Origin of the sequence: uncultured Alistipes sp., from assembly GCF_910580175.1 — a bacterium.
Taxonomy (GTDB): domain Bacteria; phylum Bacteroidota; class Bacteroidia; order Bacteroidales; family Rikenellaceae; genus Alistipes.
In genome coordinates this window covers 302,695-316,542 of the sequence record NZ_CAJTXD010000002.1, presented here as the reverse complement: position 1 = coordinate 316,542, position 13,848 = coordinate 302,695, and the positions used below count along the sequence as shown (strand labels likewise).

The following is a 13,848-nucleotide window of genomic DNA, read 5'->3' as shown; positions in this document are numbered from 1 at the left end:
ATGATCCCGACCCTTCCGATCTTTTCGCGGGCACTGCTCACGCCTGACCTCTCTTTCCGCACCCTCGTCGATGCCCAGGCCGAAACCGCGTCCAACGGGCTGCCGCACCTTATGCGCACGACGCGCTTCGCCGAAGCCCGCATCCGCTGGCAGGGGCGCCGCTGGCTGCTCTCCATGCCGCTGACGCCCTCGGCCCTGCCCTGCATCGAACGCACCGCAGCAGCCATCAAACGGCTCAACACCCCGGCGCTGACCGACTACCGGATTCTGCCGGGCGAACTCTGCTGGAAAGACCATGCGGGCATCGAACAACATTGCGACCTGGTACTGCAACACCTGCCTGAAGGCAAGGATTTCGACCAAGCGCTGCTTACCGAAGACCGCGACACGCTGCTTCGGGCGCTGGATACGCTCGAAAAAGAACTGGAGGGTCTGCAATTCGCACACAACGGCCTCAAGGCCGGAAATCTGCGCTGGTGCGCCGGGCGGATAGTCGTCCTGCGCTACCACGATGCACGGATCGGCGGCGACCGCCGTCGCGACACCGAAGCGTTCGAGGCCCTGCGGCGACGCCTGACCGAGGCATCCGGGCCGCAGGCCGCCAACGACATATCCGCACACTACAATCCGATCCGCACATTGGACGGGCACCGCTGGACGAGCCATCTTTTCGAGGGGCTGATCTGCGTAGAGGACGAAACAGGCTTCGGCTACGTAGATGCCGACAACCGTCCCGTGATCGAGTCGCGATACCTCTGGGCCGACGACTTCCACGAAGGACGCGCCGAGGTCGAAACCCCGACGGGCATGGGACTCATCGACCGCGAAGGCACCTATATCATCCCGCCCGAATACGAAATCGTCGATTACAGACCAGCCGAGAGCATCGTCTACGTCCGCCGCGACGGCCGATGGGCGCTTTTCGACTACATGGGGCGGCAGCAGACCGAATTCGGAACGATAAATGAATGCAAATCATAAATAAATCGACAGACAAGATGGAAATCGAAGAAACAAAGGTACTCATCATCGGCAGCGGCCCTGCGGGCTACACTGCCGCCATCTATACGTCGCGCGCCAACCTGGCCCCGGTACTCTACGAGGGGATCGAACCGGGCGGCCAGCTAACGACGACCACCGAAGTGGAGAACTTCCCGGGCTACCCCGAGGGGGTGGACGGCAACCAGCTGATGGCCGACCTGCGCAAACAGGCCCAACGCTTCGGCGCCGACATCCGCACAGGCGCAGTGACCGAAATCGACCTCTCGTCGCGGCCGTTCCATGCGGTAATCGACGGAACGAAGGAGATCAAGGCCCACAGCGTCATCATAGCCACGGGAGCCACAGCCAAGTACCTGGGCCTCCCCTCCGAAACGAAATACCGCGGCCAGGGCGTGAGCGCCTGCGCCACGTGCGACGGATTCTTCTACCGCAAGAAAGATGTGGCCGTGGTGGGCGGCGGCGACACGGCGTGCGAAGAAGCGACCTACCTGGCCTCGCTCTGCAACAAGGTATACATGATCGTGCGCAAACCCTATCTGCGCGCTTCGAAAGCGATGCAGGAACGCGTATTCGCCACACCCAACATCGAAGTGCTCTTCGAACACAACACGGCCGAAGTGCTGGGCGACGAATCGGGCGTGACGGGCGCCCTGCTGCGCAAGAACGACGGCACGGAGACGAAGATCGACATCGCGGGCTTCTTCCTGGCGATCGGACACCACCCCAACACCGAACTTTTCGCCGGCCAGCTCGAACTCGACGACGAGGGATACATCAAGGTAAAGGGCGGCACATCGAAGACCAACATCGAAGGCGTCTTCGCCGCGGGCGACGTCAAAGATCCGCACTACCGCCAGGCCATCACGGCCGCCGGTTCAGGCTGCGTGGCGGCGCTGGACTGCGAACGGTTTTTGCTGAAATAGGCCGCCGGCCGCACGACAAGGAAGCGGGCGATGCCCCATAAAATCGAAAAGGAATGAGTTTCTCGGTTACCATATTGGGTTCCTCGTCGGCCAAGCCGACCGCCGCGCGCCATCCGTCGGCGCAGGCGGTCAACGTGCACGAACAATATTATCTGGTCGACGCCGGCGAGGGGGTGCAGCAGCAGATGATCCGCACGGGCATCAACCCGCTGAAACTGCGGGCCGTGTTCATCTCGCACCTGCATGGGGACCATGTGTTCGGACTCTTTCCGCTGCTCTCGACGCTGGGTCTCTACGGCCGCCGCACGCCCCTGCCGATCTATGCACCGGCACCGTTCGGCGACATCCTGGCCTGCCATCTGCGCTATTTCGACAGCGAACTGCCCTACGAAGCGGAGTGGCACGAGGTGCGGACAACGGAGCATGCGCTGCTGCTGGAAAACCGAACGCTGGAGGTGTGGAGCATCCCGCTGCGCCACCGCGTCCCCACCGCGGGGTTTCTGTTCCGCGAGAAATGCCCGCCGCTGAACGTCGACAAGTTCAAAATCGGCAAATACGGTCTCTCGATCGCTCAAATCGCGGCGGCGAAACGAGGCGAAGACGTGACGCTCGACACGGGCGAGGTGCTGCCCAACGCCGAACTGACCTACCTGCCCTACCGCCCCCGGGCCTACGCCTACCTTTCGGACACGGCCTACTCGGCCAAGGCCGCGAAGCTGGCCGCCGGGGTCGATCTGATGTATCACGAAGCGACCTACGCGGCGGATGAGCGCAAGGCGGCCCGCCAGCGGGGACACTCGACGACGGAAGAAGCGGCGAAAGCAGCCCTGCGGGCCGAAGCCGGACGGTTAGTAATCGGCCACTACTCGTCGCGCTACAAGGACGAGCAAGTGCTGGTAGACGAAGCCCGCGAACTATTCCCCGAAACCTATCCTGCCATCGAGGGAAGCACATTCACGATAGAAAAACAAAGATGACGAAAGCCGAGATCCAACTGGTACGCGACCTGGCCGAAAAACGGAGCCGTATGCAACATGGGCTGTTCGTGGCCGAGGGCGAAAAACTGATCGGCGAACTGCGGACGTCGCAGTTCCGCGTGCGCAAAATATTCGCTCTGGAGGGGATTTTCGAGGGGCCGGAAGTGGAGACCGTCGCGCCGCGCGACATGGAGAGGCTGTCGCTCCTGAAGACGGCCAACAACTCGCTGGCGCTGGTGGAGATACCCCGCTACGACCTCGACATGGCGCAGGCTGCCGACGCGCTGGTGCTGGCGCTGGACGACGTGCAGAACCCGGGCAATCTGGGCACGATCGTCCGGCTGGCCGACTGGTTCGGCATCGGCGACATCGTATGCTCCGAGGGAACGGCCGACTGCTTCAACCCCAAGGTGGTGCAGGCGACGATGGGCGCTATCCTGCGCGTGAGGCTACACTACACCGACCTGCCCCGCTACCTCGACGAGGCGGCCCGGCAGGAAATCCCGGTCTACGGCACGTTCCTGGAGGGCGACAACCTCTACGACACGCCGCTGACGCCGCACGGAATCGTCGTGATGGGCAACGAAGGGCGCGGCGTACGCCCCGAAACGGCCTGCACGGTGACCCGCAAACTCTACATCCCGCCCTATCCGGCCGACCGCCGCGGCTCGGAGTCGCTCAACGTGGCGATGGCGACGGGGATCGTCTGTGCGGAATTCAGGAGGAGGCGCTGAAAACGGGACATCGGGCCGCAGCGCGAACTCCGAATCCCGTCCGCAGGCCCGAAACCTCCGGAGCCGCAATGCTCGAACGGATGCACCGCAGACTCCGGCACGAAATGACCCGGCAAGAAAAAGAGACCTACAAATTTGGCATTGCCCGCATGTTACGTTATCTTTGCAATAGATAAACTTTCGATTATGTCCGAACAGAAACTCAAAATAGGCATCGCTCAGGGCGACCCGAACGGCATCGGCTGGGAAATCATTCTCAAGGCGCTTGCCGACACGCGCATGACCGAGTTGTGCACGCCGGTCGTGTACGGCTCGCCCCAGGCTGCCGAATACTATCGCAGGAGCCTCGCCGACGCAGAAGAACCGACGTTCAATCCGATCGTTTCGGCCCACGAAGCGCGCCGCGGCAAGGTCAATCTGGCAGCCTGCGGCGAGATGGAACGGATCGAACCAGGCAAGGCGACGCCCGAAGCGGGACGCGCCGCAGTAGAAGCGCTGCGCTGCGCCATGCAAGACCTCAAGGCCGGGCACCTCGATGCGCTGGTAACGGCGCCGTTCGACAAAGAAACGGTGCAGAGCGACGACTTCCGCTACACGGGCCACACGGAGTATCTGGGGGCCGAACTGGAGGGCGAGCCGCTGATGATCATGTGCAGCGACATCCTGCGCATCGGTCTGGTAACGAAACACATCCCTGTGGCGGAAATCAGCCGCAACATAACCCGCGAAAAGATCGTCCGCGACCTGGAGACCATGCAGCGCACGCTGATCGAGGACTTCGGCATCGTGGCGCCGCGCATCGCCGTGATGGCGCTCAACCCCCATGCCGGCGACGGCGGGCTGCTGGGCCACGAGGAGCAGGAAATCATCAAGCCGGCCATTGTCGAAGCCTATGCGAAAGGCATCCTGGCGTTCGGCCCCTTTGCGGCCGACGGACTCTTCGCCGGGGGCGGATATACCCGCTACGACGGCATTCTGGCGATGTACCACGACCAAGGGCTGGCCCCTTTCAAGAGTCTCTCGCCCGACGGCGTGAACTTCACGGCTGGTCTCTCCTGCGTGCGCACCTCGCCCGACCACGGCACGGCGTTCGACATCGCCGGCCAGAACAAGGCCGACGCCCAGTCGATGCGCAATGCGATCTATGCGGCGATCGACATCGTAGGGCATCGCCGCGCCTGGGCCGAATGGTCGGCCGACCCGCTGCCCCATGCCGAACGCGAACGCGGCAACCGCGACGGCCACCGCAAGGAAGCCCCGGCCGACACCCCCAAGGAAGAATAAACCCCGCATGGCCCAGCGAGCGATTTCCAGGCCTGCAAGCTGGCGAAATCCGAAGAATATTCTTAACTTTGCACCATGACAACCGGCACCGGCGGCGTATTCCGTCTCGTAATTGTGGAAGCGTCAAAGGCCCGAAAACCAATTCATAACACCGAAATGATCAAAATCACTTTTCCCGACGGCTCCGTCCGCGAGTTCGAAAAGGGAACGACTGCCTACCGGATCGCCGAGAGCATCAGCCCTCGTTTAGCTGCCGACTCTCTGGCCGCTTCGGTAAACGGCGCGACGACCGACATGACGCGCCCGATCGAAGAAGACGCTTCGATCAAATTCTACAAGTGGGACGACGCCGAGGGCAAGCACGCTTTCTGGCACACCTCGTCGCACCTGCTGGCCGAGGCGCTCGAAGCGCTCTATCCGGGCATCAAGTTCGGCATCGGCCCGGCCATCGAAAACGGCTTCTACTATGACGTCGACAGCCCGGCGCCCATCACTGAATCCGATCTGGAGAAGATCGAACAGAAGATGCAGGAGCTGGCCCGCAACAAAGAAGAACTCGTCCGCCGCGAAGTGCCCAAGGCCGAAGCGCTGAAGACCTTTACCGAAAAGGGCGACCCGTATAAGATCGAGCTGATCTCCGATCTGGAGGACGGCACGATCTCGTTCTACACCAACGGCAGCTTTACCGACCTGTGCCGCGGCCCCCACATCCCTAACACGGGCTATATCAAGGCGATCAAACTTACCTCGGTGGCGGGTGCCTACTGGCGCGGCAACGAGAAGAACAAGATGCTGACGCGCATCTACGGCATCGCGTTCCCCAAGAAATCGATGCTCGACGAATACCTCGCCATGATGGAGGAGGCCAAAAAACGCGACCACCGCAAACTGGGCAAAGACCTCGAACTCTTCACGTTCTCGCAGCGCGTAGGTCAGGGTCTGCCGTTGTGGCTGCCCAAAGGCGCCGCCCTGCGCGACCGGCTGGAGCAGTTCCTGCGCGGCGTGCAGAAAGAGTACGGCTACCAGCAGGTCATCACGCCCCATATCGGCAACAAGGAACTCTACGTGACCTCGGGCCACTATGCCAAATACGGCAAGGACTCGTTCCAGCCGATCCACACCCCGATCGAAGGCGAAGAATACCTGCTCAAGCCGATGAACTGCCCGCACCACTGCGAAATCTACCGCTCGAAACCGCGCTCCTACAAGGAACTGCCGGTGCGTCTGGCCGAATTCGGCACCGTCTACCGCTACGAACAGTCGGGCGAGCTGCACGGTCTGACGCGCGTACGCGGCTTCACGCAGGACGACGCCCACCTCTTCGTGCGGCCGGATCAACTGCTCGAAGAGTTCGAACGCGTGATCGACATTGTGCTCTACATTTTCAAGACGCTGAAGTTCGACGACTATACGGCACAGATTTCGCTGCGCGATCCCAACAACACCGAGAAATACATCGGCTCGGACGAAAATTGGGAGAAAGCCGAATCGGCGATCATGCAGGCTGCCAAGGAGAAAGGACTCAACACCGTGGTGGAATACGGCGAAGCGGCATTCTACGGGCCGAAGCTCGACTTCATGGTCAAGGATGCCATCGGCCGCAAATGGCAGCTGGGAACGATCCAGGTGGACTACAACCTGCCCGAGCGTTTCGACCTGACCTACAAGGGTGCCGATGACAAGCTCCACCGCCCGATCATGATCCACCGCGCGCCGTTCGGCTCGATGGAACGCTTCGTGGCCGTGCTGCTGGAGCACACGGGCGGCAAGTTCCCGCTGTGGCTCTCGCCCGACCAAGCAGTAATACTGCCCATCTCGGAGAAGTTCAACGACTATGCGCAGAAGGTTGTCGACTACCTGAACGCCAACGACATCCGTGCGCAGATCGACGACCGCAACGAGAAGATCGGCCGCAAGATCCGCGACAACGAACTCAAACGCATCCCCTACCTGCTGATCGTAGGCGAAAAAGAGGAGGCCGAAGGACTGGTTTCCGTACGCGCACAAGGCGAAGGCGACCAGGGCCAGATGACGATGGAGGCTTTCCGCGACCGCATAGCCGGGCTGGTAAAGGCCGAGACCGAAGCCAACAAAATGAAAAAAGAATAAATCCGACTGCGGCACGGGCCGCATATCAAACAAGCACATTCGTACCATTAACTAATACATTACAACTATCGCAGCACCAAAACCGTTCCCGCCGAGGCCGTTCAACCCCGGGAACAACCGGCCGAAACCGGCAGCCGGCAACCGCATCGCCGGGCGTAGACCGCCCGTCAAAGAGAATCCCCATCGCATCAACTCGGAGATTACCGCTCCCGAGGTGCGCGTGGTGGGCGAAAACATCGAGCAGCCGCAGGTTCTGTCGATCCGCGAGGCTCTGCGCCTGGCCGACGACATGGAGCTGGACTTGATCGAAATCTCGCCCAAGGCCGATCCTCCCGTTTGCCGCATCGCCGACTATCAAAAGTTCCTCTATCAGCAAAAGAAAAAAGCCAAGGAGCTGAAAGCCAACCAGGTAAAAGTCACGATCAAGGAGATCCGCTTCGGCCCCCAGACCGACGACCACGACTATAATTTCAAGCTCAAGCATGCGGAAAACTTCCTCAAGGAGGGCGCAAAAGTCAAAGCCTACGTCTTCTTCCGCGGCCGCTCGATCGTCTTCAAGGAGCAGGGCGAAATTCTGCTGCTCCGCTTCGCCACCGACCTGGAGGAGATCGCCAAAGTGGAGATGATGCCCAAGCTCGACGGCAAAAAGATGAACATGATGCTTGCACCGAAAGGCAAGAAATAGAGCCGCAGGCCGAAAACACCAACGACGACCGCCAGGACAACCGAATCGAATTGTCCTGGCGTCGTTTTTCGGGAGCGGATCGATGGCCCACGGGGCTACGATGGATTTTTTCCCGATTTTCACTACCTTTGCATCCATGACCGACACGGGCAACATATTCGACATCCGATCCGACGAGGCATTCGAACGGGCGGCACTGGAATTGTTCCGCCGCCAAGCGGTCGAATGCCCGCCCTACCGCGAATACCTGTCGCTCATCGGCGTGGAGACCGACCGTGTGGACTCCTGGCGGAAGATTCCCTACCTGCCGATCGAGCTTTTCAAGACGCACGACGTCTACTGCGGCGACCGCGAGCCGGAAATCGTCTTCACGTCGAGCGCCACAACGGGAATGACACCCTCGCGCCACCCGATGCGCTCGCTGGCACTCTACGAGGAGGCGTTCCGCGCTTCGTTCCGCACGTTCTACGGCGATCCGGCCCGCTGGAGTCTCTACGCGCTGCTGCCCAACTACCTGCGGCGCAAAGGATCGTCGCTGGTCTACATGGCCGACCGCCTGATCGGCGACTGCGGCTCGGGCGGCTTCTATCTGGACGACCACGAAGCCCTGCTGCGCGACATGGCCGCCGACCCGAAGCCGAAAATCCTCCTGGGCGTGAGCTACGCACTATGGGAGCTTGCGGAGAAACATGCGCCGAAACTGCACGACACCGTCGTGATGGAGACGGGCGGCATGAAAGGCTACCGCGAAGAACTGCCCAAGGAAGAATTCCATGCGATACTCTGTCGGGCATTCGGCGTCGCGGAAATCCACTCGGAATACGGCATGGCAGAGCTTACCTCGCAGGCCTACTCCGCAGGCAACAACCGCTTCCGCTGCCCAAGCTGGATGCGCGTTACGACACGCGACATCAACGACCCGTTCGATCTTTTGCCGGCCGGCACACGCGGAGGCATGAACATTGCCGACCTGGCCAACCGCTGGTCGTGTGCGTTCATCGAGACGCAGGACGCGGGCCGCGTGTTCCACGACGGCTCGTTCGAGATCGAAGGCCGCATCGACCATGCCGAAATCCGGGGCTGCAACCTTTTAGTACAATGAACCGATGAAAACCGTAGCATTCGTTCCCATCCGGCTGAACAGCCAGCGCGTCGAGGGCAAGAACCTGCGGCTGCTGGGTGGCGAACCGCTGCTGTGCCACATACTCCGGACTTTGCTCCGGACACGGCACATCGACGAAACATACGTCTTTTGCAGCGACGAACGCATACGCCCCCTGTTGCCGGCCGGGGTGCGGTTCCTGCGCCGCAGCGAGACGCTGGATCGCGACACGACGCTGGGCCGCGAAATCTACGACGCCTTTACCTCCGAAGTGGAGGCCGACCTCTATGTTCTGGCGCATGCGACCTCGCCGTTCATCCGTCCGGAAACGATCGACGGAGCGATCGAAAAAATCCGCTCGGGCGAGTACGACTCGGCGTTCAGTGCCGAGAAAATACAAACTTTCGCCTGGTACGAAGGCCGCCCGCTCAACTACTCGCTCGACAACATCCCCCGCACGCAGACCATCGAGCCGGTCTACATCGAGACGAGCGCCTTTTTCATCTTCCCGCGCCCGCTGTGGTGCGAACACCGCCGCCGCATCGGCGACCGCCCCTACTTGGCCATCGTCGACCGCATCGAGGGAATGGACATCGACTATCCGGAGGACTTCGCTCTGGCCGAAACGATCGCTGCAACCCGTGGCATCCACCGGTAAATGAAAAAGTAAAACGGTGGGTATGAATCGAATGCAGCGCGCCACTCTGGGAGGCAAATTGAGCGCCGTACTTGTCGCTGCCGGCAGTTCGGTGGGCTTGGGCAACATCTGGCGCTTCCCCTACGTCGCGGGCAACAACGGCGGCGGCGCCTTTCTGGCGATCTACATCCTCTGCGTGCTGTTGCTGGGGCTGCCGCTGATGATCGCCGAATTCACGGTAGGACGCGCCACGCACCGCAACGCAGTAGGCGCCTACCGGACACTCGATCCCCGCTGGAGCATTCTGGGCTACAACGGCGTACTGGCGGCTTTCCTGATTCTGGGCTTCTACTTCGTGGTCTCGGGATGGACGGCTGAATACATGGTGCACTCCGTCACAGGCGAACTGGGCCGCCTCGGCTCGGCCGAAGCCTATGCGGCAATGTTCGAAAACTTCATCCGCAACCCGTGGCGGCCGCTGCTCTACACCTCTCTGTTCGTGCTGGCGACACACTTCGTGATCGCTTTAGGCGTACAGAAAGGGATCGAACGCTCGGCCAAAGTGCTCATGCCGCTGCTGTTCATCATCTTGGTCGCACTGGCCGTACATTCGCTGTTGATGCCCGGCAGCAGCGAAGGGCTGCGCTTCTTCCTGCAACCGGACTTCTCGAAAGTTACCCCAGCCACCCTGCTGGTCGCTCTGGGACAAGCGTTCTTCTCGCTCTCGATCGGCATCGGCACGATGGTAACCTACGCCGCGTATTTCAAACCCGACACCGACCTACGGCGAACAGCCCTCAACGTGACGATCCTCGACACGCTGGTAGCCCTGCTGGCGGGCATCGTGATCTTCCCGGCGGTCTTCAGCGTCGGCATCGCACCTTCGGCCGGGCCGCCGCTGGTTTTCGTCACGCTGCCCGGCATCTTCAACGACATGCCCTGGAGCATGGTCTGGTCGTCGGTTTTCTTCCTGCTGCTGATCGTCGCAGCGCTTACCTCGACTATTTCGCTGCACGAAGTCATCACGGCCTACCTGCACGAAGAATGGCATCTGAACCGCCGGGCGGCAGCCTGGACAACAACCGCATCGACACTGGCCCTGAGCGCCTTAGCATCACTCTCACTGGGCGTATTGAACGACTGGAGAATCGGCGGTCTCGATCTTTTCGATTCGCTCGACTACCTCACGGCCAACATCCTGCTGCCGGTCGGCGGATTCTTCACATGCATCTTCGTGGGCTGGTGCATGGAACGGAAAAGCCTCCGGGCACAAATTACCAACGACGGCCGCCTGCCGTTCCACATCGAACGGCTTTTCTACTTCCTGCTCCGATATATATGCCCGGCGATCCTGCTGATAGTCTTCTTGGACAACTTAGGACTATTCAAAAAATAACCCGAAACGATCGTCCGAAAAAAACAGATTACTCGGATCCGGCAGCAAGCGATCGAAATACAAAAAACAGATGGATTGAAAAATCGGATACGTCGAAAAATAAATGAACGCACCAAAAATATAGATATAAAAAAGAGTTGCCTTTCATAGCAACTCTTTTCTGTTTTAATTGATGTTCCGTCTATCAGGTTCCCTGTCAGGCGACGCAGCATCCATGTCGATCTGCAACTTTACCATGTTGATGGCCGCCGCCGCCGCTTCGTCGCCCTTGTTGCCCAAGCGCCCGCCGCAGCGGTCGAGCGCCTGTTGCATATCCTCGACCGTCAAGACGCCGAAAGCGATGGGAATGTTCCACTGCAACTGCAACTGCGTGATACCCTGGGTCACACCCTGGCATACGTAATCGAAATGCGGCGTGTCGCCCCGAACGACGCAGCCCAAAGCGATCACAGCGTCGACATCCGTATATTCGGCGAAGAACTGCGCGCCGAGCGCCAGTTCGAATGTGCCGGGCACATACTTGATCTGAATATTCAGATCGGAGCAACCGGCAGCACGCAGGGTGCGCACGGCGCCCTCCAACAAGGCTTCCGTCACCTCGCGGTTCCACTCGGCCACGACGATGCCGAAACTCATATCGGCCGCCGACGGCAGCGGAGCGTCGAACCTCGAAAGATTATGATTGCGGGTTGCCATCGTCGACAGGTCAATTTACGCCGCCCAACAACTTCTCGGCCTCGCGGGCTTCCATCGACATGGGATAGGAAGCCAACAACTGCTCCAGCAGAGCCGCAGCCTGGGCCGCATGGCCCAACGCTTGCTCGGCAAGAGCCGCCTTGCGCAAATACATCGGGGCAGTCAAGTTGTTGTCGGAAGCCTTCACAGCCTTGTTGTAGAACTTCACGGCCTTGGCATAATCCTGCTGCTCGACGGCCACATCGCCCTGCAAACCGAAGTTCTGGGCATTGATAATCGCCCCGGGAATCCCCGAAACGGGCGAGAACTTGGCCAGATAGGCGGCAGCATTCTCCAGATCGCCCGTCCGCAGGTAACAGATGCCGGCATAATGCTTGGCGAGGTTGCCCGAGGGCGTGCCGCCGAACTGCTCGATGACTTCCAGGAATCCGGCACCGTTGGCGTCGCCCAAGAGCGACAATTCGTAATCGGGCGTTTCGCTCTCGAAACGGCTCTGCGCCTGAGCGATCATCGCGGCAGCCTTCTCGGCGCGCGGAGCGACGATCATCGCCCGATAACCATAGATCAGCGCGGCGAGAAGAAACAAGGCAAGAATCACGTACGACATCGTGCGGCCGTTCCTCTCCAGAAACAACTCGGTTTTGTTCATTGCTTGGCCGAGGGATTCCTGCCCGGCTGCTTGCTGATTTGCCATATCGAAAAAAATGTTTAATTAATATAATGCGTAAAAAAGCGACGAAGACAGCGCGAACCCTCATGCAGAAAATCACGTCCGACCCTGCCGAGGCGCCGTCTGTCCGAGCGACGGCCGGAACCCGGCCGATCGTCGCAAAGATACAAAACTATTCACAATGTACAATGCCGTATCGGGGATTTTTTGTAACTTCGCATCGCGAAACATCGCATCCGCCCATGCGCCTGAAAAAACTATCGCTGCTCAATTTCAAAAACATCGCCCGCCAGGAGCTGACCTTCTGTCCGGGCGTGAATTGTCTGGTGGGCGACAACGGCACAGGCAAGACCAACGTCATCGACGCAGTGTACTATCTTTCGATGTGCAAGTCGTCGCTGCCCATGACCGACACGCAAAGCATCCTCCACGGCACGGATTTCTTCATGATCGAAGGTCTCTACCGCTCCGATGCGGAGAAGGCCGAGCAGGTCGTCTGTTCGTTTTCGCGCAAGGCCGGGAAGGTACTCAAACGCAACGGCAAGGAATACGACCGCCTGGCCGACCATGTGGGGCTGGTGCCCGCAGTGATCGTGTCGCCGGCGGACAGCGCCCTGATCAGCGATGCGGCCGACGAACGGCGCCGCTACCTGAACGCCTGCATCGCGCAGCTCGACCGCGCCTACCTCGGCTCCGTGATGCGCTACAACGCTGTGCTGGGCGAGCGCAACCGGCTGCTGAAGATGCGGCCCGACGAGACGATGCTCTCGATCTACGACCGCCAGCTCGCCGAACACGGCACGAAAATCCATGCCGCACGGCAGGCATTCGTCGAACGGCTGCAACCCGTCGTGGCGGAATATTACCGCACCCTCTCGGGCGACCGCGAGCAAGTGGAACTGCACTACAAGTCGGAGTTGAACGAACGCCGGTTCGACGAGGTGCTGCTGGCCGCCCGACAGAAAGACCTGGCAAACGAATTTACCACCTCGGGCATCCATCGCGACGACCTCACGCTCCGGATCGGAGGCTATCCTCTGCGCAAATATGGCTCGCAGGGACAACAAAAATCGTTTTTGATCGCACTGAAACTGGCGCAATACGCCATTGTGGCGGAAGCGTGCGGCGAAAAACCGCTCCTGCTTCTGGACGACTTGTTCGACAAACTGGATGCCGGGCGCGTGGAACAGCTGATCCGCCTGGTAGCAAATGAAGCTTTCGGCCAGATCTTCATTACCGACTGCAACCCCACGCGTCTGAAAGCGATCCTCGACAAGGCCGGAGGCGAATACGCACTGTTCCGGGTCGAAGCCGGCGAAGTGCATCCGGCCAACGACACGGCGAACGCAAAAGATATGGGACAGAACGAACCAGAAGAATCCGACGAATCAAATAAACTAAACGAACCCGTCGAACCGAACGAACCGGATAATCCGAACAACCCAGACAACCCGAACGAATCCGGCAATCCGGGCATACCCCCTCGAACCCGCTGAATCGCCTTGCGCCCTCAAATCCTCTAACTTACTGAATCATTCGAATCCATCCGGATCGCATTGAATCGCTCCGTATCTTTTCGATTCCTCTGAATATTCTCCGACTCTTTCCTACCCCCGATGAGACGCACGAAAAC

Annotated in this window: 13 protein-coding genes; 11 read left to right on the top strand and 2 right to left on the bottom strand. The window is 60.1% G+C overall.

Annotation, left to right across the window (positions count from 1 at the left end; all coding sequences use genetic code 11):
* The 10 genes from QZ298_RS03675 (at position 1) to QZ298_RS03630 (ending at position 10,849) form a co-directional block, all read left to right on the top strand.
* A complete protein-coding gene (locus QZ298_RS03675) occupies positions 1-981 on the top strand; it encodes a WG repeat-containing protein (RefSeq protein WP_296005419.1) in 981 nt (326 codons plus the stop codon).
* A 23-nt stretch (positions 982-1,004) separates the two neighbouring features.
* Positions 1,005-1,925 carry a thioredoxin-disulfide reductase gene (gene trxB, locus QZ298_RS03670; protein WP_296005767.1) on the top strand — a complete coding sequence of 307 codons (921 nt, stop codon included), beginning with the start codon at positions 1,005-1,007 and terminating at the stop codon, positions 1,923-1,925.
* A 53-nt stretch (positions 1,926-1,978) separates the two neighbouring features.
* On the top strand, positions 1,979-2,902 hold the full coding sequence (locus QZ298_RS03665; protein WP_296005418.1) for a ribonuclease Z: 924 nt from the start codon (positions 1,979-1,981) through the stop codon (positions 2,900-2,902).
* Positions 2,899-3,636 (top strand): RNA methyltransferase, encoded by a 738-nt coding sequence (locus tag QZ298_RS03660; protein WP_296005416.1) that lies wholly within the window; start codon positions 2,899-2,901, stop codon positions 3,634-3,636. Before QZ298_RS03665 ends, QZ298_RS03660 begins: the two co-directional genes overlap by 4 nt.
* A 186-nt stretch (positions 3,637-3,822) precedes the next feature.
* Positions 3,823-4,920, top strand: a complete 1,098-nt coding sequence (pdxA, locus tag QZ298_RS03655) for a 4-hydroxythreonine-4-phosphate dehydrogenase PdxA (RefSeq protein WP_296005414.1) — start codon at positions 3,823-3,825, stop codon at positions 4,918-4,920.
* Between the two features lie 156 nt (positions 4,921-5,076).
* The gene (thrS, locus tag QZ298_RS03650; protein WP_296005412.1) at positions 5,077-7,029 is read left to right on the top strand and encodes a threonine--tRNA ligase; all 1,953 of its coding nucleotides are present in this window, start codon (positions 5,077-5,079) and stop codon (positions 7,027-7,029) included.
* A gap of 145 nt (positions 7,030-7,174) precedes the next feature.
* Complete coding sequence (infC, locus tag QZ298_RS03645) at positions 7,175-7,714, top strand: translation initiation factor IF-3 (protein WP_296005764.1); 540 nt, start codon at positions 7,175-7,177, stop codon at positions 7,712-7,714.
* A gap of 100 nt (positions 7,715-7,814) precedes the next feature.
* On the top strand, positions 7,815-8,816 hold the full coding sequence (locus tag QZ298_RS03640) for an acyltransferase (RefSeq protein WP_296005410.1): 1,002 nt from the start codon (positions 7,815-7,817) through the stop codon (positions 8,814-8,816).
* A gap of 4 nt (positions 8,817-8,820) precedes the next feature.
* Positions 8,821-9,474, top strand: a complete 654-nt coding sequence (locus QZ298_RS03635) for an NTP transferase domain-containing protein (protein ID WP_296005408.1) — start codon at positions 8,821-8,823, stop codon at positions 9,472-9,474.
* A 22-nt stretch (positions 9,475-9,496) separates the two neighbouring features.
* On the top strand, positions 9,497-10,849 hold the full coding sequence (locus QZ298_RS03630; protein ID WP_296005406.1) for a sodium-dependent transporter: 1,353 nt from the start codon (positions 9,497-9,499) through the stop codon (positions 10,847-10,849).
* 165 nt (positions 10,850-11,014) lie between these two features.
* Here QZ298_RS03630 and ribH read toward each other — a convergent pair whose 3' ends face one another.
* Together ribH and QZ298_RS03620 are read right to left on the bottom strand one after the other, a co-directional pair.
* Positions 11,015-11,545 (bottom strand): 6,7-dimethyl-8-ribityllumazine synthase, encoded by a 531-nt coding sequence (gene ribH / locus QZ298_RS03625; protein WP_296005404.1) that lies wholly within the window; start codon positions 11,543-11,545, stop codon positions 11,015-11,017.
* A 10-nt stretch (positions 11,546-11,555) separates the two neighbouring features.
* Positions 11,556-12,239, bottom strand: a complete 684-nt coding sequence (locus QZ298_RS03620) for a tetratricopeptide repeat protein (RefSeq protein WP_296005402.1) — start codon at positions 12,237-12,239, stop codon at positions 11,556-11,558.
* Between the two features lie 218 nt (positions 12,240-12,457).
* Here QZ298_RS03620 and QZ298_RS03615 point away from each other — a divergent pair, with 218 nt between their 5' ends.
* The gene (locus QZ298_RS03615; protein WP_296005400.1) at positions 12,458-13,711 is read left to right on the top strand and encodes a DNA replication/repair protein RecF; all 1,254 of its coding nucleotides are present in this window, start codon (positions 12,458-12,460) and stop codon (positions 13,709-13,711) included.
* Positions 13,712-13,848 lie beyond the last annotated feature (137 nt).